This is a genomic window from Faecalibacterium sp. I3-3-89 (assembly GCF_023347275.1).
Lineage (GTDB): Bacteria > Bacillota > Clostridia > Oscillospirales > Ruminococcaceae > Faecalibacterium > Faecalibacterium butyricigenerans.
This window is the reverse complement of sequence record NZ_CP094468.1, coordinates 1101651-1121419: the sequence shown is the minus strand read 5'-3', so window position 1 is coordinate 1121419 and position 19769 is coordinate 1101651. Positions and strand designations below refer to the sequence as shown.

Below are 19769 nucleotides of genomic sequence, written 5' to 3'. Positions count from 1 at the left end.
CACTTTCCCTCAAAGCTTTTTTAAAGCTGCCCGTTTTCCTCGGTGGTTCCTATGTCGGCATCCACCGGCAGCTTATCCTCAAACATTCTCTTTATCAGACTGGAATTGGAACAGGTTCAGCCCGGTAACAGGGTCATACGCACGGTCTACCGTTCCGTCCAGAACATCGACCACCATCTCGCAGGTGGCGCTGACCACTGCCCGGTTCAGATGTCCGCCGAACACCTCGCCCTTGTCGTTCCCGGCGCTCATGTGCAGGTGGGTGTAAAATTCACCGTTCATGGTGTTGATGGTGCCGGTCAGAGAAACGATCTCAAAGCTGCCGCTGAAGGTGTTGGCGTAGTATTTCTTTTCCGCCACATTGTACACGCCCACCGTAAAGCTGTCGGTGGCACCCAGTGCCTGAACGGCGGCGAGGCGGATGTTTTCCTTCAGCGCAAGCTCTTTTACTTTTTCAAGGATCTCCTCGTCCTTATCGATGCGGACAATGATCTTACTGCCAAAGCGTTTGTATTCCATCGTAAAGCGTCTCCTTTTATGTATTTTTATGATCTGCCTCTTGTCAGGAACAAGTGCGCAAACTGGAATTTTCAAATTAGTCTTTGCAAATAACCTTTGAACCTTCACCATCAATTACAATTCCCTGACGGTTGTTAATTGGGCATAGATTCAAATCCGAAAACTCAGTCATTATTTTCTCGGTAACTTTCTTAAATGGTGCTGTAAGATAATGCGGAAGAACATAGAAATCAATCAAATCAAGCCCTGCATCATCTTCTTGTGAGTAGTCCTCCGGCTTTTCATCCATTTGCTCGATATATTGGATGCTTGGAGCGCATATAATCGCACCTGCCGATTCACCAATCATCAGTTTTCCCTTTGCCAATTCTTTCTTCAACAGCTCATCCGTTCCCGTTTTACGGAGCTGGTCTATAAGGAAAAAAGAATTTCCGCCGGTAAAATATATCACATCCGCATCTTCAAAAACAGACTGTATCGTTGAATAAGCCTCCGTTGAAATATCAATTTCAGTTACGATTGCTCCCAACTTTTTGAATAATTTTCGAGCCGAGCCGACATAACCGGTGTAGCCTTCACGCAGCGAAGCTGTTGGAATAAATGCGACTTTTTTATTTTCAATTTCTTCCTTTATCAGACTTCCTACACTTGAAAAGTGCGAACATAAAAACAGTTTCATCAATATTCTCCTTTATATATAAATTCTGAGTTGTTGCGTTCAGTATACCACATTGAACTACATTGTAAAGAAGAAACTGTCCGGACGAGCATTTCTCCCCTGCCCGGATTCGGGGGTCAAAATTGTGGTCAAAACCAAATGAGGCCAGCCTACAAACAAAAAAATCCAACGATTTCTAACGTGAAATCGTTGGATTTATGGTCCAGCAGAGCTGGACAAATCCGAACTTTTTTCCTCCGCAGAATCAGCGGTCAAAGTGTCCTCAAAACGGACGGTTTGGGTACCATCCTTGTAGTTGAACGTAATCAGCATCCGGTCATCGTACAGGAAAATGGCATTTACAAAAACTTCAATCAGTGCTTTCCGCTGCTTTTTCTGCGAAATATCGAACTTTCTGAATTTCATCAGCCAGAATCGGATGAAATCCTCATTGAAGCTGGGCTTCTTCAATTTTTCATCTGCGATTTTTACAGTCAGCTCATCTTTCTGGATTTCCAGCGCTTCCAGACGCTCTTTCGTTGTCCGGGTGTACAAGCCGTCCTCGATTGCCTTCATCAGGTTGTCCAACTTTTTGTTGACCTCTCGCAGTTGCTTTTCCAGCAGCGGGATCGTGGTGTTCTCCTGATTCTGGACATCCATGACCAGTTGAACGATCTTGTCGATCATCGCATCGTCCTGAATCAGCTTCATGGTCTCCCGGACGACCAGATCTTCCAGCCAGTCCTTCTGCACGGTCTTTTTATTGCAGCCCTTGCGGCGCTTGACGTTGGCGCATTTATAATAATAGTAGGTGCGTCCGGTGGCACTGGTTCCGCTTTCGCCGAACATCAGCGCACCACACTTGCCGCAGAGCAGCTTGGTGGTCAGCAGATATTCCTCGTCTGCCTTGCCACAGGCAGGAGCACGCTTGTTCTTATCCAGACGCTTCTGCACCCGGTCAAACAGGTCTTTCGGAACAATAACCGGAATTGCATCCGGCACAACGATATCCCGGAAAGACAGTTCGCCAATGTACCGGCGGTTCTTGAGCATGGTGTTCACGCTACTGTGGGTCATTTTGCCGCCCAACATATTGCGGACACCCTTGTCATTGAGGAAGTTTACGATCTCCACCATTTTATCGCCGTTGTCATACCTCTGAAAGGCTTCCAGCACCAGCGGCGAGGTCAGCGGGTCAAGATGATAAAACTTGTCCTCGTCGATTTTGTAGCCGATGGTTCCCGTACCACCAGTGCACTTACCATTCAGGGCGTTTTCGATCTGACCACGAATCACCTTTTCGGACAGCTCTGCCGAGTAGTATTCTGCCATGCCTTCCAGCAGCGTTTCCGCCAGAATGCCCTGTGAACCCTCGGCAATGGGTTTCATAACGGAAATCAGGTGGGCACCGTTCTTTTCCGCATAGGCGGTACATTCCCGAATCTGCCCCTCGATAGATTCTTCACGCTGGTTATCTGATGAATAGCGGGCATAGATTACGGCGGTCATAGACTCACTTCCTTTTTCTTATCGAACAGACGGGTAGCTTTTTGCGTACTTGTAAATCTGCCGTGCACAGTCAAGGCTTATTTTGCTGGAATCGTTGTGTTTGAGCCATGCGTTCACGTTGCCCGGATTCAGCTTCAAGTCCTTGTAAAGACGGTAATTCGTCAATTTCTTTTTCTGCTGAAGTTCCAATACCCGGCGATGGATCAGCTCTTTTGTGTCATTGTCTGCAAGGACGGCATCCCGCACCGAACAATAGCTGCGCCAAACCTTCAAATAGCCTTCCGGCAGTTCTGATGATTGCTTTTCAAGAAGCACCAGCATTTGCTCCAGCGAATAGAGATTAGAAAGCTGCTCATATTCCGCAGCAATCGTGCTGTTTGCGGTGTAGCGGAGCAGCAGTTCTACTTTATCAAAGGTCAGCGTATAGAGAAACAGCGGTTCTTTCAGGCGGGGATTTTCGTTCAGACAATCCGCCAGCTTATGGACGCTTGCCGTCTGTACCCCGGCAAGCTCTGCCACATACTGCTTCAAAAAGCCTTCGAATGTCAGCTTTCGCATGGTCTCCACTTCTCCACATACTCCTGATAGCGGTCGTTATTGTCGATCATCAGATCTGCGTCTTCGTCCAGACGTTCCAGACGCTTGCGGAGGTCATCTAAGATCATCTTGCCCATAAAACAGCCTTTCGTATTTTCAATAATAGTATTTTCTAAAATCATTTTACAGAAAAGGAATCCGATTGTCAAGCACAAATCAACGACATTTCATACAATTCATACTACCATGTTGTCAGTTCACATCTCACACTGGCTAATGACCGTGCTGATTGCCGTATCATATGCCACCGGTGGATACTTAAATTTTTTCAGTAAGTGTTTCACCATCTTACGCATACTCGCACGGGCAGTTTCTTTTTTCTGCAGGTCTATTACGCTCGCATTACTGAATTTCTGCGTTTCCAGCCATCTCCATTGCAGCGTTCGATTGACACAGGTTGAGTTATCGGCAGATACAGCAAACACAACGGGCAGCTCTGGTAACAGAGCTGCCCGTTGTGTTCGTTTATGAAAAGGAGAACTTAGATCTCATACCACTTGATCTCGTTGGCATCCAGATGCAGAGCAAAGCTGCTGCCGTCTGTGGTGTAAACGGTGGTGTCCTGCGGCTCGTACGTGTTGTTCACCACGCAGTACTTGCCGTTCTTGACGTAGGCGTGAACTTCTACATTATAATTGGAGCTGAACCATGTATGCAGTTCCTCCTCGCTGTGGGCACTCCACAGGATAGCGCGGTAAAGGGTGCGGCTGTTGGCAAAACTGTAAGGCACACCGCTGATGTACACGGCACGACCCTTGCCGAAGTCGTGGGCAGCCATCTGTACTTCCTTGTTCCGCTGCACCAGCACCTCGGTGCCCTCAAGGGCGTAGATGTTCTTTTTGCCCTCGCCAAAGTCCACGGGTTGGTCGGCGTCCTGCAAGATAAAGTGGTCGGGGTGCTCCTCCCAGTTGTATTTGTCGTAGTTGAGGGTGAAGCCGTTTTCTTCCTCCACGCCCAGCACGCTGGCAAGCTGGAGAATGTGGCCCTGATACGGGTGACCGGAAGGCTCACCCACGCCGATAAAGCCGCCGCCGTTCCAGACGAACTTGCGGATAGCGGAGGAGATCTCCGGGTCTTCCCACCAGATGCCGCCGGTGTGTGCGGTGTCGGCATCGCCGACATTGATAATGACATCCAACGAGTCCAGCAGATGCGGGTCGTTCTTGATGTCCTCAAAGCTGATGAACTTCACATCAAAGGGCGCACCGGACAGCATCTCAATGACACCGGCATAGCTATAGTTCTGCTTGTAATAGAGGGCGTGATGCACCATGTGACAGCCCCAAGCCCGCATTTTACCCCAACAGTTCAGCACGGCCACTCGCTTGACACAGTAGGGTGTGGTGCCCTTGATGTTCTCGTACAGTTCGCGGAACTCGTTGCAGACGCTCTCCACGTAATCCACGAACTCCGGGAACTGCAAGGCCAGTTTCAGATAGCCGCCATAGCCGATGCGGTCGATGGGCTTGCGCAGGATAGCGCGGCGGGCTGTAACCCAGTTCTCCTTGGCTTCCCGCACCGGGTCGCCGCCCTCGTGGAAGGTGTCGGGGAAGAAGTAGGGCAGGAAACGGCCCTCGGTGTACTTCACGCCCTCAATGTCAGAGATCAGGCGCAGGGTGGAGCCGTTGCCCACGCTGCCCACTACGGCATCCAGTCCGATGGTCTTGAACTCCGGCATGAAAGGTTCGGTGCCGATCCAGTGGTCGCCGAGGAACATCATGGCTTCGCACCCGCACTCGTGGGTGATGTCCACCATCTCCTTGGCAAGCTTTGCCACCTCGCGGCGCTGGAAGGCCTGAAAATCCCGGAATTCCTTGCTGGGCACCCGGTACTGGTTGTTATAGTAGCCCTGATCGATGATGTACTCCGGGCGGAACTTGTAGCCCACTTCCTGCTCAAACTGGTTGAGGATATAAGGGCTGACCGAAGCAGAGTATCCATACCAGTCCACGAACTTCTCCCGCTTCAGCTCGTCGAAGATCAGGGTGAACTGGTGGAAGAAGGTGGTGTAGCGGATGACGTTCACATACGGATGCTCCTGGATGAACTTGCGCAGGCGCTCCATGGAATACTTGTGGGTCTTGGGCTGACGCACATCAAAAGTAATCTGGTGCTCAAAGTTCGTCCAGCCGTTGGTGGTAGCGTTGTACATATGCACCGGGTCCCAGATGAGGTAGGCCAGAAAGCTGACCGTATATTCATGGAACGGCACGGCCTGCACGGTCACGCTGCCGTCCGCATAGCTCCACTTTTCCGGCGGCACGGGCTGGCCGGTGGTTCGGTCCATGACCTCCCACCAGCGGGTGATGTCATCGTTGGTGTTCACCTGCATCAGCTCCGGGCTGATGCCCTTCATCAGCGGGATGGTCACGGTGTCGCCGGGAGCGGTGTAGAAGCCGGTCATGATGTAGCACTGCTGTACCTCGTCCGGGTTCGCCTTGGCCCATGCGTTGTCCTTGCGGGTGGTATAATAGGTGGAGTAGATCTTTGCATCGGCATCCTTCAGCTGCTGCGGAAAGTCGGTGCCGTCGCAGTCGCGGATGGCGTCTGCACCCCACTTTTTCAGAATTTCCAGCGTTTCGGGCACCACGTCCAAGTCGGTGGGGATTGTCACGCGCCCGGACTTTCTTGTTTCATCCATAGGGATTCTCCTTTACCTCTCTCTTATCCTCAATCCTGATAGGTCGCATTGTAGATGGCCAGCACTGCCAGCAGCAACGCCACGCCCAAGAGCATAATGCCAAGACCAGCCAGCTGCCCGGTCATTTTCCAGCCTGCGACCACCAGTGCAATGGACAGCACAAACAGCACGATCATCAGCACGATGCGCAGGGCAGGATTGTTTTTCCAGAATGCTTTCATCGTTTGTCACCTTACCCTTTCAGACCGCCCACGGTCATGCCCTGCGTCAGCTGCCGCTGCACGCAGATGTACAAAATCAGGGTGGGCAGCATCACCAGCACTAAACCGGCATACATGGTGCCGTACTGCGCCGCACTCTGCTGGGCCTGCATCAGGTTCAGCAGGCCGACCGGCAGGGTGCGGGGTGCGCTGGTAGAACTCATGAGGGTCATGGAAATGATATACTCGTTCCAGAAGGACAGGAAGTTGAACAGGATAATGGTGATGATGGACGGCTTTGCCATGGGGAAGATGATGCGGGTCATGGTGGAGAAATAGCTCGCACCGTCGATGTAGGCCGCCTCCTCAAAGTCGTGGGGCAGGGTGGCAAAGTAGCCCGACAGCAGGTAGATGGTAAAGGGCAGCGCGGTGGCGGCGTATACCACCGCCAGCACCACCAGATTGTTCAGCAGAAAGCCGCTGCCGAAATGGCCTTTCAGCCACACATCGCTGTCCCGCAGCATCAAAAAGATGGGCACCACGATGTAGTTCACGTTGATGAACAGGCCCGCCATGAACAAGGTGTTCAGTATCTTGCGCCCCTTGAAGTGGAAGCGGGACAGACAGTAGGCGGCGGGCAGGGCAACGACCAGCAACAGTGCCAGCGCCAGCGCGGTGACGATGACCGAGTTGAGCATATATTCGCCCATTTTCGCGCCGTTCCATGCGTTGACGAAGTTCTGCCAGTAGAATCCGGCGGGCAGTGCCCAGGGGTTGCCGTAGAACTCGGCGTTCTGCTTGATGGAGGCCATGAACACCCATGCCACCGGCACGATGATGGTCACGGCCAGCAGAACCAGCACAAAATAGATGAAAAACTTGTACAGACCTTCCGCAGAGCGGGAAGATTTTTCGGTGGTATTCTGCATCTTCTTCCCTCCTTAAAATTCCAGCGGGTCACGGCTGGTGGCCTTGTTGACACAGGCGGACAGCGCAAACGAGAACAGGAAAATGACGACGCCGATGGCCATACTATAGCCATACAGGCCAGCGTCCTTCTGGCTGTACATATAGCTCAGCGCCACATCCGATGCGCCGTTGGGGCCGCCGCTTGTCATGGCCTTGACGAAGAGGAAGGCCATGTTGATGGTGGAGATGATAAAGAAGGTGAGGGTGGTGCGGATATTCGTCCAGATGAGGGGGATGGTAATCTGGAAGAACTGGGTCAGCCGCCCGGCACCGTCCAGATTGGCGCTCTCGTACAGGCTGATGGGCACGGCAGACATGGAGGCCATGTACATGACCATGTAGTAGCCGATGGCCTGCCACACCATGGCAATGATGATGGAGGGGATGACCAGTTTTTCGCCCTTCCACAGGATGGGGTCGCTCATGTTGCGGAACAGGCCGATGATGCTGTTCAGCATGCCGTTTTCCGGCTTATAGATGGCAGAGAAGATGCCGGAGATGACGACCACCGACAGGATGTTGGGGATGTAGAAGATGACCCGAAAGAAGTTCTGCCCTTTGATCTTTTCGCGGGTCAGGATGGCTGCAAACACCAGCGCAAACGCAAAGGTGACGATGGTGACCACCACCACGAGCAGGATCATATTCTGCATCGAGCGGATGAACTGGGTATCTTTCAGCAGATGCTGGAAGTTTTTGAGCCCCACAAAGGTCTCGTTGGGAGAATAGGCACCCCGCTCATACAAACTCATGCGGAACACGTTGAGGGTGGGCAGGATCATAAAGAGAAAAAACAGGATGGTAGCCGGTGCCACACAGAGGAATACGAACCGTTTGCGGCTTTTATCCGTTCTCATAGGGGATTGACCGCTCCTTTCTTGATGGTACTGTACAGCCCAAAAAAGCGGAGGCGGTAAAAACCGCCCCCGCTGGGCAGGGCTTAATTACTCGATGATGTTGGCGCGCATCTGGTCGCTGGCGGACTTGATGCCGTCGATCCACTGCTGCTCGGTCATGCTGCCGGACACCAGAGAGTTGACAGGATCGAAGAACACGGTGCGGACTTCCACGCCGGGGATGGCACTAAAGGCTGCAAAGTTGCCCATGGCGGCCTTTGCGCCGTTGTCGTAGATGGAGTAGAACATCTTGTTGTCGCCTTCCAGACTGTCGGCGATGCCCAGCACAGGCTGGATCGCGCCGCTCTCGGCAAACAGCTTGCAGGCTTCGTCGCTGTACAGGTAAGCCACGAACTGCTTGGCTGCATCCAGATGCTCAGCACCCGCCGGGATCCATGCCTGCTCGAACCAGGTGTAGCTGTAGCTGTCGCCGCCGGCCTTGACAGCGGGCAGAGCGGTCATGCCCCACTCAAAGCCGTCTGCACGGGGTGCTTCGGCCATCTCGCCCACGATCCAGGTGCCGTTGGGCATGAACAGGGCCTTGTTGTCCAGCACCAGCTGCTGGTTCTGGGTAAAGTCCTGATCGTTGGCCTGTGCGGGGGTGATGGGGTTGGTGTAGGAAGCCAGCTTTGCCACGATATCAAAGCAGGTCTTTGCCTCGGGGGTGTCCCAGATGCCTTCTTCGTAGTGGGTAGCCTTGTTGAAGAAGTCGGGGCCACCTGCGGCGTACATCAGCGCATAGAAGAAGGCGTCGAAGTAGCCGGTGGTGGGGTAGGTGAACAGGTAGGTGCCCTCAGCGGCAGCCTTGTCGCCCAGTGCCCACATCTCGTCCCAGGTCTTGGGCACGTCCCAGCCCTTTTCCTTCAGGAAACCGGCGTTGTAGAACAGGCCGCAGGGGCTGTAGAACATGGGAGCCAGATAGGTTTTGCCGTCGCCGTAGGGGTTGGTCAGGGAGGTGTCGGTAAAGCCGCCGGCGATCTTCTCGCTCACCTTCTTGCTCTCGCCGGGCACGGTCATGCTCAGAACATCGGTGATGTCCGCGATCAGGTTGCCCTTGATGAACTGCTCGGTCAGGGCAGCCTCACGGCCGGTGGCCAGATGGATCACATCGGGGTAATCGCCGCCCTGCATGGAGGGGCCGATGACGTCCTCCAGCTTCTTGTCGGTGGTCAGCTCCACCTTGATGCCGGTCTCAGCAGTAAAGGCCTCGGTGACCTTCTTCCACATCTCAGCGCCATAGCCGGTCTCGATGGCGGCAACCTTGATGGTGACGTCCGCAGCCACTGCGGAAGAAGTAGCGGCAGAAGATGCCGTGCTGGACGCGGTGGAGCTGGCAGCACCACCACAGGCAGCCAGGCTCAGTGCAGCGGCACCCACGCCAGCCACTTTCAGAAAATTGCGACGAGAAATGCGTTTCATAGTGTATCCTCCATCATAAAGTTCCGTTCAAAACACAGCCGGGGCAAACAGGCTTCGTCCGAAGGGGCTGTGGTTTTTTCTGCTTCCAATATAGAGGTTTTCACGGTTTGCAACAAGGTCTTTGTTGTTTCGTTTTTTAGAAATATTGCTTTTCGAAAATTTCTTTCAGCAAAAGCAATAAAATTTGTACTGTAGTTTTGGTGCATTTTCCCCGCCTGTAACCAGTTTGACATATTTTTGCACGCTATCGAAGGCAAAAGTATTGAACCCGTCCAAAAATCAGGGCTTGCATTTTTTCTTCATTGCCTCTATAATGAGAAAAAACGCACGAAAAAACGCATCGTTTTTAGGCTTGTATTTTTAGTATCTTGCTTTTATTTTTATAGTTTTTGCGCTTTGCCTCAAAAGGAGCCATTTATGAGTACCGAGCGATTTGATATCCGCCATGCTCCCGCTCCACGGGAATCCTTCCGGTTGCTGTACATCAGCAAAAGCAAATTTGGCGGCGATTGGAACAGCACTGCCCACACCCATTCCTGCACAGAGCTGTTCTACTGTCTGAGCGGAGAAGGTCAGTTTTATTTAAGCGGTCAGCTTTATCCGGTCAAACCGGATGATATGATTATCGTCAATCCGCAGGTAGAGCATACCGAGTTGAGCCTGAATGCTTCACCGCTGGAATACATTGTATTGGGCGTTGCTGGCATCGAGATCTTATTTGGAAAATCAGATTCTTCCTACGCCATATTCAACTGCCGGGAAAATCGGGAGCGGATGGTGACGCTGCTCCATATGCTGCTGGCCGAAGCAGACCGCAGTCTGGACGGCTGCGAAACGGTCTGTCAGGATCTGCTGGAAGTGCTGCTCATCTGGCTGGTGCGGTGTACCACGCTTTCTTTGCAGGTAGAGGAAACGCCCCGCTCCGACAGCCGGGAGTGTGTGGAGATCAAGCGGTATCTGGACAGCAACTATCGCGAAGATATCTCGCTGGATATCCTTGCTGAAATCGCCCACATCAACAAATACTATCTGGCCCATACCTTCCAAAAAGAGTATGGCATCTCTCCCATCACCTATCTGAACCGCCGTCGCATTGAGGAAAGCAAGTATATGCTGGGCAACACCGGTTACAGTCTGGCGCAGATCAGCGAGTTGATGGGTTTTTCCTCTCCCAGCTATTTTTCGCAATGCTTCCGCAAGGCGGAAGGCTTGACCCCCAATGAATACCGCCGTCAGGTGCGGCAGGGACAACGCCCTGCCCTGTCAAAACGGCATGAAGTATAATGAAAATGAGGAATTTATGATGAAATCCGTTACCCTTTCTCTGCTCCAGTCTGCTGCAAATGCTTTTGATTTTGGCGGGCCCGTGGTCTGCAATGCCAACCACTATGGTGAGGGGCATATCAACGACACCTTTGTGGCCTAGCGGGAAGATCATTCCAAACGCTTTATTTTGCAGCGCATCAACACAGATACCTTTACTAACCCGGTGGGCCTGATGGAGAATATCTGCGGCGTGACCCGGCATCTGCGGGCGAAAATTCTTGCCGAGGGCGGCGACCTAGCACGGGAAACGCTGAATGTCATCCCAACTTTGTCGGGGTCGACTTACTATCTGGATGCAGACGGCGGCGCATGGCGTGCCTATGACTTTGTAGAAGATACCATCTGTTTGCAGCAGGTCGGCAGCGAAACCGACTTCCGCACCGTGGCCGAGACGCTGGGCAAGTTCCAGAACCAGCTGGCGGATTACCCGGCCTCCACCCTCCACGAGACCATTGCCCGTTTCCACGACACGCCCAACCGCTATGCCAATTTTGAAAAAGCCCTCGCCGCCGATGCACTGGGCCGGGCAAAAAATATCACATCGGAAATCGAATTTATCTATGCGAGGGAGCAGGACTGCCATGTCCTGCTGGATCAGCTGGCAGCTGGCGAAATTCCTCTGCGCGTCACCCACAATGACACCAAGATCAACAATGTCCTCATCGATGCCGCTACCGGAAAAGGCATCTGTGTCATTGACCTCGACACCGTGATGCCGGGACTTTCGGCCTACGACTTCGGCGATTCCATCCGCACCGGTGCCAACGACTGCGCTGAGGACGAACCTGACCAGAGCAAAGTCCATTTTGACCTGCATCTGTACGAAGTGTTCGCCAAAGGGTATCTCTCCACTGCCGGGGCATCCATGAGCATGGCAGAAAAAAAGAGCCTTGCATGGGGTGCAAGGCTCATGACGCTGGAATGCGGCATCCGTTTTCTGACTGACTATCTGGAGGGCGACCATTATTTCCACATTGCCCGCCCGGATCACAACCTCGACCGCGCCCGCACCCAGTTCACGCTGGTGCGGCAGATGGAAGAGGTTTTCGATCAGATGCTGGAAATCGTCTGCCCGGACAATCACTGATTTCGCAATCTCCTCCATTCGGATACAGCAAGAAGCATGGACGCTCTCCTTTTCGGGGGCGTCCATGCTTCTTTTTACAGCTTATCCCTACACACCCATCAAATCGTCCTTTGAGGACGCTGGGAGCGTCGAGGACATGATGCGCTGCAGCAAATTATAAAAGCCCTTTTCAGCCCTGACCCATCACAATCCCCCAATGGCTATCATTGTAGCTATAAATAGAAAAAACAGCTCAAACAGCCTCCTATAAGTCCTACTATCACCGCTTTGCCGCAATAATTTTTTTCAAATTATCTTGACGCACCGTTCAATGCGTGATATTCTCTGTCACAAATCCCGCTGCTTTTGTGGATTGGCTTGAAGCCATCCACAAGATGTGGTCGTGTTCATTTTGAACACAGCCTCGCCATGGATCATCCCTAAAAGATCAACCGCCCCGCAACACACCCGATCTATTTTGCCGCCGTTTCACCCGACAAAATCATCGCTGCGCTGCGTGGGCGGTATTTTTCTTTTTCACAAATAAAATCTTATGTAGTTGTTAAATCTTTAAAAATTTGTTTTTAGTTGTTGACCGTACAACCCCAAAGTGTTATTCTTGCGTTTGAAAGAAGCAGGTTGTAGTGTCCGCACTGCGCCCGGCTTTCTTCATACTGTACCTTGAATCCTTCATAAGCCGTCTGAACGAGATACTGCGCCATGACCTCACACTTTCTGTGAACGAGCCGGACAACGCCGCTGCAAAACAGGGGCAGGAACTGCGTTCGGAGCAAACGGCGACCCCATTACATGAGCAGCACAACTTCTACTTATTTTTGCGCCTTAACAATTCGGAAACATTTGTTAAAAATACGTTTCGAGCGCAGCGGTAGAGGGCAAGAACCGTCCCGTGGCCACAAATTTTCAATTCTTGAAAATGTTGTGCTCCACCGGGACTTCACTTCTGCAATGCGTCTGCATTTCCGAAGTGATCTTGTTGGGGCGTGCCTGCCCCAAACCCTGCTCATCATTCGTGCCTTGCGGCACGAATGGAACGGCGTGTCGTGCTTACATAACTTCACCGAGGAGTTATCGAACAGACAGGAGGTACAATGACCAAAACGAATGTTCAATCGACCCCTAGCAATTCCCAGCACCACGACACGCCGAACAGCAAAACGCACGTCATCAAGTTCCGTGTGGCAGCGGAGGAAAAAGCGTCACTGGAACTCACTTGCAAACTCCTGAATCTCTCCCTCTCCACCTTCATCCGCCGCGCCATCCACAACGTCAAGATCGAGAAAACGGTCATCGTTGCAGGCGGCAGCGAAGAAACCCTGACCGCTGTTTCCACCCTGCTTGCCCAGTGCAGCAAGATGGGCAGCAATCTCAACCAGCTTGCAAGGCACTTCAATTCCGGCGGTGCAGACACCGAGCAGATCCGGGCGAAACTCCTTGACGAACTTGCAGACCTGACCGCATTCCGGCTGCACGCCGAGAAAGTTCTGGGTGAACTGTATGGCAACGCTCAAGCATATCGCCTCTAAAAACTCGGACTACACCGCCATCGAAGCGTACCTCGTTTACCAGCACGATACGTTCACCGGGAAGCAACTTCTGGATGAACAGAGCAAGCCGAAGCTGCGGGATTCGTACCTGCTCGACACCCTTGAGTGTGGCGATTTCTCGTTTGCAACAGCTTGTCTGCTGGCAAACCGCAAGTATGGTAAGAATACCCAGCATGGTGATATCAAGAGTCACCAGTATATCATCAGCTTTGACCCCAGAGATGCAGCCGACAACGGACTGACCATGGAAAAGGCACAGGCCCTTGGTCTGGAATTCTGTTCTGAAAACTTCCCCGGTCATCCCACCATCGTCTGCACTCACCCCGATGGGCACAACCATTCGGGAAATATCCACGTCCACATCGTGATCGGCAGCATCCGAACACGAGAGGTGGAGCGCAAGCCCTATATGCAGAAGCCCCGCGACTGGCTAGAGGGCATGAAGCACTCCAGCACAGCCCAGACCATGCGGCACTTGCGTGTCGAGGTCATGGAGCTGTGCGAGGGTGCCGGACTGTACCAGATCGATCTGCTCAACGGCTCGAAAGAGCGCGTGAGCGAAGCGGAGTATTGGGCGCGCAGGCGTGGTCAGCAGAAGCTCGACCTTGCAAACGCAGCCCTTACCGTAGCCGGACAGCAGCCCCGGCAGAAGAAGTTTGAAACCGTAAAGGACACTTTGCGGAAACAGATTTCTTCGGTGTTGTACCGCACAACGAGCTTTGAAGATTTCTCTGACAAGCTCATGCAGCAGTACGGCATCACCGTCAAGGAAAGCCGTGGACAGCTCAGCTATCTGCCCTCTGGCAGAACGAAGTTCATCCGGGCAAAAAAGCTCGGTGACAAGTTCGATAAGGCGGCAGTGCTTGCCACCCTGACCGCAAACGCAGAGCACAAACCCAAGGCGCAGTTCAAGCAGGATACCATCGGGAAACTGATCGACATCCAGTCGAGGATGACCGAAGGCAAGGGCATTGGCTATAAGCGTTGGCTCACGAAACACAATCTCAAAGTTATGGCACAGACCGTGCAGCTTCTGCAGGAAAAGGGCTTGACCGACGAGGACGCCCTGAATCAGCGCATCGCCGAACTGGAAACCAAGTATCACGACTCGCTGGCGGTGGTGAAAGACCTCGAAGGTCGCATGAAATTCAACAAAGAGCTGCGCTATCATGTCGCAGTCTATGCCAGCACCAAGGGTATCGTACAGCAGTTCAATACTGCCAAGCGACCCGTAGCCTTTGAGGAACAGCATCGTGCAGAGCTGACAGCGTACCGGGCGGCAGCAGACTATTTCAAGGCAAACGACATCACCAAGCTGCCCAGCCCGAAAAAGCTGGAAGCCGAGTATGCGCAGCTGGCATCCGAAAAAGCGAAGTTCTACGAGCAGTACAAAGAAGCGAAAGAAGAACTGCTCAAACTGAAAACCGCAAAGCAGAATGTTGCGTCCTTTTTCCGGGAGGAAGAACCGGCGCAGCAGGAGAGATAAAGGAGTGTGCGAATGATCAACTTGAAAATCGACCCGGAGTTTCAGTCCCAGATTCCCCCTCTGACCGATGATGAATTTAAGCAGCTTGAAGAAAACATCCTCAAAGAGGGCAAGTTGCTCTCTCCTTTGATCGTGTGGAACAACACCCTTGTTGACGGCCACAATCGTTATGAAATCGTTCAGGAGCATCCCGAAATCTCTTTCTCTACCATGCCGCTCCCGTTTGAAAGCAGAGAAGAAGTCCTCGCATGGATCTGCAAGAATCAGTTAGGGCGGCGTAATCTGACCCCGGAGCAGAAGAAGTTCCTTATGGGTAAGCAGTATTCCTCTGAAAAGCGCACCGAAGCATTTCGCGGCAATCAGCATACTGCAAAGAAATCTGGCAGTGTTCAATCTGAACACAACCAGAAGCCCATGAAAACCTGTGAGCGCATTGCACAGGAAAATCACAGCAGCGCAAGTTCAGTCCGCCGAGCAGAATACTATGCCCACGGCGTTGACGTTGCGGATGAACTGTCTCCCGGTTTCCGTGATCGGTTCTTCCGCGAGGAACTGCACATTCCCGATTATCTTCTCGAAAATCTCGGCAAGGCCAAGCCCGAAGAGCAGGCTGAAATCTTTAAAGAAATCAAGAATTATGTGCCGAAGCCGAAGAAAGTCAAGCCCAACAAAGTAACGGTGAAGCAGGCAGAAAAAGCCGCCAGCAACACCATTGATGAAAACTATGATGTTCCCCAAAAGTTTCTCGAACTGTACTATCGGCTCCACAATGCTGAATCTCTCATGCGAAAGAGTTGGGAAGTTACGTTCGACTTGAACCCGAAACTTCTTACGCATCCGGAACAGGTCAAAGTTCTTCGCTTTGCCTTGAAACCTCACCTTGAATTTTTGAAAACGCTGGACGAAGTTCTTGCAGAATCCAGCGGTGAATCCTCTAAAACGGCATAACGACAGGCACTTGTAAGCCATCAACGAGCCACCAGCCGCAAGTGCAGGGCGGAAACTATCCGCGCCCTTGCGCCTGATATGAAATTGGAACTTTGATTTTCTCGCCCGGCTTTGCCACGGTGGGACGATCAAAGGAGCGTGCGTTTGAACAAAAAGAAAAAGTCCACAAACATTTCCCCTTATCCCGATGAAGTCATCGACCGTCTGGCACGGGCATTCTACCCGGCCATCCTTGCCTGCTGGAACAGCGAGGAAGGCCAACGAGAGTTTGCCGCATGGCAGGCGGAACAGGCTCATCATACCCCTAGCAAAGAAAAACAGAGCGTTCCCGACTGCTGGGTATCCGTAAAACAGTTTTCGAAAAATGACACGGCAACTGCCTGTCAGGATTGGTTACGGAGTACCCGGCTAGGCCGAGGAAGCATCAAGTCCCATGTCCGCACCGTTAAGGTGTTGGGTATGGGGCTTTTTGCATTTCAGGAACGTGTACATCTCTGGAAAGGTGTAACACACTAGACTTTGTACCAAAGTCGTGTGCCAAGGGTGCTGCGCCCCTTTGGAATCCCTGCTCACATCGCCTGTGGGCGATGTGGATTCGCCGGACAGAAAGCTCTCACAAAGGTGCACCGGGCTGTCTGCGGCGAGGAAAAGGCACTTCTGCGGAAGTGTAATAACCCATTATGACGCTTTCAGCCCTGCGGTCTGCAAAGTGTAGTGGGCTCTCCGAGGGGGAAACGGCTATATAGGGTGCGCTTCGGGCAAATCGCTGCGTACGTGCGTACCAATCTCTCGTACGCACGTACGCAGTAAAACGGCTAAAATCTCCTATATAGGGGTGTTCTTCTGGAAATCAATATGATATACTCAACTTAACCAACCATCAACTAATAGGAGGCGGTAATATTATGGGAAAAACTTTTGTGTGTAGCTTATGCCGTAATGGAATCATTGGCGGTGGTTTGTACATTGATGAACAGAGCATTACATATTCAACTCAAAAGCTCACAGTCAGTCCACTGTATCGCAACCTTGTATTGCCCATGAACGAGATAAGGGAGCTTTCATGGAGTCAGATGGTCGTTCCTGTTGCAGCAATTTCCATGAAAGATGGAGAATGTTATAAATTTATCATACGCCAAAAAGAACCACTTCCCGAACCCGGTGTTCTTTGTGGATGATGGCTACTCCGGCACGAACTATGACCGTCCCGGCTTTCAGAGTATGCTGGTCGAGATCGAAGCAGGGCGTGTAGGAATCGTTATCACGAAGGATTTGTCCCGACTGGGGCGCAATTCTGCCTTGACTGGTCTGTACACCAACTTCACCTTTCCCCAGTATGGCGTTCGCTACATCGCCATTAACGACAACTACGACACCATTGACCCGAACAGCGTAAACAACGATTTTGCGGGCATTAAGAACTGGTTCAACGAGTTTTACGCCCGCGATACCAGCCGCAAGATTCGGGCCGTTCAGAAGGCCAAGGGAGAGCGTGGAGTACCGCTGACGGTTAATGTTCCGTACGGCTATGTAAAAGACCCGGAGAACCCGAAGCATTGGCTTGTTGACCCGGAAGCGGCTGCAATCGTGAAGCGCATCTTCTCCATGTGCATGGAAGGCCGTGGCCCGACCCAAATTGCAAACCAACTGTGGGTGGACAAAGTTCTGACTCCCACCGCCTATAAGTTGAGCCATGGCCTGAGTACGAACTCACCCGCCCCGGAAGACCCTTATCGCTGGGATAAAAGAGCAGTAAGTTTGATTCTGGAACGCCGGGAGTACACTGGCTGCACAGTCAACTTCAAGACCTATACTAACTCTATCTGGGATAAAAAGAGACATCTGAATCCTGTGGAAAATCAGGCTATCTTCCCGGATACACATGAGCGCATTATTGACGATGATGTGTTTGAAAAGGTTCAGGAGATTCGCAGCCAGCGTCACCGTATGACCCGAACAGGCAAGAGCAGCATTTTCTCCGGTATGGTCTACTGCGCTGACTGCGGTTCCAAGATGCAATATGGTTCGTCCAATAACAGGGACTTCAGTCAAGACTTCTTTGATTGCTCTCTGCACAAGAAGAACGGGAGCAAGTGCAAGGGACATTTCATCCGGGTAAAGGTTCTGGAAGGACGTGTGCTGAGTCATGTTCAGCGGGTGACGGACTACATTCTCCGTCATGAAAACTACTTCCGCAAGGTCATGGAGGAGCAGCTTCGTGTGGAAAGCAGCGAAAAGCTGACCGTCCTGAAGAAGCAGCTTGCCCGGAATGAGAAGCGGATCGCAGACCTCAAACGGCTGTTCATGAAAATCTACGAGGACAACGCCAATGGAAAGCTGAGCGATGACCGCTTCGACATGATGAGCCAGAGCTACGATGCCGAACAGAAGCAGCTGGAAGAGGAATCCCTCTCTATCCAACAGGAAATCGAAGTACAGGAACAGCAAATCGAGAATATTGAAAAATTCGTCCAGAAAGCGCACAAGTACGTTCATATTGAAGAACTCACTCCCTATGCTCTCCGTGAACTGGTGTCGGCTATCTATGTAGATGCCCCGGATAAGTCCAGCGGAAAGCGGGTGCAGCACATCCATATCAAGTACGACGGGCTGGGGTACATCCCTCTGGATGAACTGGAAGCAAAAGAAAAGGCGTGACCGAAGTCACGCCAAATCTTCCCCATTTAGGGAACTTTTGCAAATACTGTTTTATGGGAACTCTGCTCTGGGGAACTCCCTGCCTTACTTATCGTGTGTGGATTTTTGCAGGGTGCGTCCGCAGGGCGCACCCTGTTTTTGTTGCTTTCAATCTATTTGATTACTTATTCTTTTAGTTTCAAATTGCTCAAATAAACTGTTTTCGGCTTTTCTAATGTTCCATTCGGCAAATCTAATAAAGATTCGACTTCTTTTGGATATAAGCTCAAATTATAATTGTACGAAAGTTCATCCATAAACTCTTGAGGGGTGAACACATTCTCGGTCAATAGCATCATAACAGCAGTCTTCAAAAGTGTTGGACTTGCTGTTACTAAAATATTATCTAATGGTTCTTGTTTGCGTATACCTCTTCTCTGCATTGTTCGTATTATTTCTTGGTACTCTTCCATCGTAATAAGACCCAATGAAAAAGATCTCCGTGCCATAGCTTGAATAGAAACCTTCCATTTACGTTTTAACTCTGTATATGCTGGAATTGATTTGGGATTGACTGCTACATCTTTAGCAAAACCTTCTCTAGGTAATAAAAATGCTGCAGCAAATTCGTTTGCCTCCTTTTCACGTTCTTTGAATTCATCTCGATCAATTTTTTCGATATCCTCACTCCAACCATGCAAGCAAATATGTCCAAGTTCGTGAGCAATATCAAAATGAACGCGTGAAGCTGCCGTTTTGTTTTCTGAATAGCCGATTAAATATATATCTTCGTCTCCAATTCTAACCAACTGACTAAACGCATCTATGTCATTCGTTTCAACTGGAAACTTCGTTACAATAATTCCATTTGACTCTACCAGCGCAACGATATTTTCTATCGGGCGAGTTCCAAGGTGCCATTCTCGACGTAGGGTTGCGGCTGCTTCTTCCGGTGTCTGTCCAGAGCAATCTGGTATTGTGCGATGTGGAAATTCTAGATATTCCTGTAGAAATACAAAAATATCGGCTAAAAACTCCATCTTTTGTGTTTGAGCTTCTCTGTATCTAGAACTAGTGGTTAATAATGCACGGAAATATGTCGATCCAATTTCCGCTTTCATATCAGACTCGCAGAAAAAGCGTTCGGGAAAATCCAATGTCCTTGCAAGAGCTTCAATCGCATTCAGGTCCACACGTTTTGTTTTTTCTCTTTCATACATATAAATGCTCTGCCGACTACATCCTGATTTTTCAGCTAGTTCACTAACGGAAAATCCTCTATATATTCTTGCCTTCTTTAGGCGTTCTCCATTCAAATTGCCCTGCATGG

General features: G+C 51.3%; 20 protein-coding genes and 1 pseudogene. 9 read left to right on the top strand and 12 right to left on the bottom strand.

What is annotated here, in order from left to right:
- Positions 1-78 precede the first annotated feature (78 nt).
- The 11 genes and pseudogenes from MTP38_RS05240 to MTP38_RS05195 all read right to left on the bottom strand — a co-directional run bounded on the left by MTP38_RS05240 (position 79) and on the right by MTP38_RS05195 (position 9408).
- Positions 79-519, bottom strand: a complete 441-nt coding sequence (locus MTP38_RS05240; protein ID WP_249234472.1) for a PPC domain-containing DNA-binding protein — start codon at positions 517-519, stop codon at positions 79-81.
- Positions 520-595: 76 nt separating this feature from the next.
- Positions 596-1198, bottom strand: a complete 603-nt coding sequence (locus MTP38_RS05235) for a Type 1 glutamine amidotransferase-like domain-containing protein (protein ID WP_015563755.1) — start codon at positions 1196-1198, stop codon at positions 596-598.
- A 195-nt stretch (positions 1199-1393) separates the two neighbouring features.
- Positions 1394-2686: a recombinase family protein gene (locus MTP38_RS05230; protein WP_249234471.1), complete on the bottom strand. Its 1293-nt coding sequence runs from the start codon at positions 2684-2686 to the stop codon at positions 1394-1396.
- Positions 2687-2704: 18 nt separating this feature from the next.
- Positions 2705-3244, bottom strand: coding sequence for a transcriptional regulator (locus tag MTP38_RS05225; RefSeq protein WP_249234662.1), 540 nt, complete (start codon positions 3242-3244; stop codon positions 2705-2707).
- Complete coding sequence (locus MTP38_RS13635; protein ID WP_256466386.1) at positions 3232-3360, bottom strand: hypothetical protein; 129 nt, start codon at positions 3358-3360, stop codon at positions 3232-3234. Before MTP38_RS13635 ends, MTP38_RS05225 begins: the two co-directional genes overlap by 13 nt.
- Positions 3361-3480: 120 nt before the next feature.
- Positions 3481-3615 (bottom strand): annotated as a pseudogene (locus MTP38_RS13710) (type I restriction enzyme endonuclease domain-containing protein); the annotation flags it as partial.
- A gap of 149 nt (positions 3616-3764) precedes the next feature.
- A complete protein-coding gene (gene gnpA, locus MTP38_RS05215) occupies positions 3765-5924 on the bottom strand; it encodes a 1,3-beta-galactosyl-N-acetylhexosamine phosphorylase (protein ID WP_249234470.1) in 2160 nt (719 codons plus the stop codon).
- A 29-nt stretch (positions 5925-5953) separates the two neighbouring features.
- On the bottom strand, positions 5954-6145 hold the full coding sequence (locus tag MTP38_RS05210) for a DUF6903 family protein (RefSeq protein WP_149794688.1): 192 nt from the start codon (positions 6143-6145) through the stop codon (positions 5954-5956).
- An 11-nt stretch (positions 6146-6156) separates the two neighbouring features.
- Positions 6157-7053: a carbohydrate ABC transporter permease gene (locus MTP38_RS05205; protein ID WP_158396891.1), complete on the bottom strand. Its 897-nt coding sequence runs from the start codon at positions 7051-7053 to the stop codon at positions 6157-6159.
- Positions 7054-7065: 12 nt separating this feature from the next.
- Positions 7066-7950 carry a carbohydrate ABC transporter permease gene (locus MTP38_RS05200; protein WP_158396889.1) on the bottom strand — a complete coding sequence of 295 codons (885 nt, stop codon included), beginning with the start codon at positions 7948-7950 and terminating at the stop codon, positions 7066-7068.
- 87 nt (positions 7951-8037) lie between these two features.
- Entirely contained in the window at positions 8038-9408 is a 1371-nt protein-coding gene (locus MTP38_RS05195; protein WP_249234469.1) for a carbohydrate ABC transporter substrate-binding protein, read from the bottom strand.
- Positions 9409-9825: 417 nt separating this feature from the next.
- Here MTP38_RS05195 and MTP38_RS05190 point away from each other — a divergent pair, with 417 nt between their 5' ends.
- The 9 genes from MTP38_RS05190 to MTP38_RS05155 all read left to right on the top strand — a co-directional run bounded on the left by MTP38_RS05190 (position 9826) and on the right by MTP38_RS05155 (position 18460).
- On the top strand, positions 9826-10692 hold the full coding sequence (locus tag MTP38_RS05190) for a helix-turn-helix domain-containing protein (protein ID WP_249234468.1): 867 nt from the start codon (positions 9826-9828) through the stop codon (positions 10690-10692).
- 16 nt (positions 10693-10708) lie between these two features.
- Positions 10709-10834 carry a hypothetical protein gene (locus MTP38_RS13705; protein ID WP_442900556.1) on the top strand — a complete coding sequence of 42 codons (126 nt, stop codon included), beginning with the start codon at positions 10709-10711 and terminating at the stop codon, positions 10832-10834.
- 27 nt (positions 10835-10861) lie between these two features.
- Complete coding sequence (locus MTP38_RS05185; protein WP_442900554.1) at positions 10862-11821, top strand: phosphotransferase enzyme family protein; 960 nt, start codon at positions 10862-10864, stop codon at positions 11819-11821.
- A gap of 1091 nt (positions 11822-12912) precedes the next feature.
- Positions 12913-13347, top strand: coding sequence for a plasmid mobilization protein (locus tag MTP38_RS05180; protein WP_249234467.1), 435 nt, complete (start codon positions 12913-12915; stop codon positions 13345-13347).
- Complete coding sequence (locus MTP38_RS05175) at positions 13319-14854, top strand: relaxase/mobilization nuclease domain-containing protein (protein ID WP_249234466.1); 1536 nt, start codon at positions 13319-13321, stop codon at positions 14852-14854. Before MTP38_RS05180 ends, MTP38_RS05175 begins: the two co-directional genes overlap by 29 nt.
- A 12-nt stretch (positions 14855-14866) precedes the next feature.
- Positions 14867-15802, top strand: a complete 936-nt coding sequence (locus tag MTP38_RS05170; RefSeq protein WP_207685135.1) for a hypothetical protein — start codon at positions 14867-14869, stop codon at positions 15800-15802.
- Between the two features lie 138 nt (positions 15803-15940).
- The gene (locus MTP38_RS05165) at positions 15941-16318 is read left to right on the top strand and encodes a hypothetical protein (protein ID WP_243130225.1); all 378 of its coding nucleotides are present in this window, start codon (positions 15941-15943) and stop codon (positions 16316-16318) included.
- A 389-nt stretch (positions 16319-16707) separates the two neighbouring features.
- Complete coding sequence (locus MTP38_RS05160) at positions 16708-16980, top strand: hypothetical protein (RefSeq protein WP_249234465.1); 273 nt, start codon at positions 16708-16710, stop codon at positions 16978-16980.
- Positions 16910-18460, top strand: coding sequence for a recombinase family protein (locus tag MTP38_RS05155; RefSeq protein ID WP_249234464.1), 1551 nt, complete (start codon positions 16910-16912; stop codon positions 18458-18460). Before MTP38_RS05160 ends, MTP38_RS05155 begins: the two co-directional genes overlap by 71 nt.
- A gap of 164 nt (positions 18461-18624) precedes the next feature.
- On the opposite strand, the gene MTP38_RS05150 is transcribed toward MTP38_RS05155, so the two are convergent.
- A complete protein-coding gene (locus MTP38_RS05150; protein WP_249234463.1) occupies positions 18625-19767 on the bottom strand; it encodes a helix-turn-helix domain-containing protein in 1143 nt (380 codons plus the stop codon).
- Positions 19768-19769: the final 2 nt, after the last annotated feature.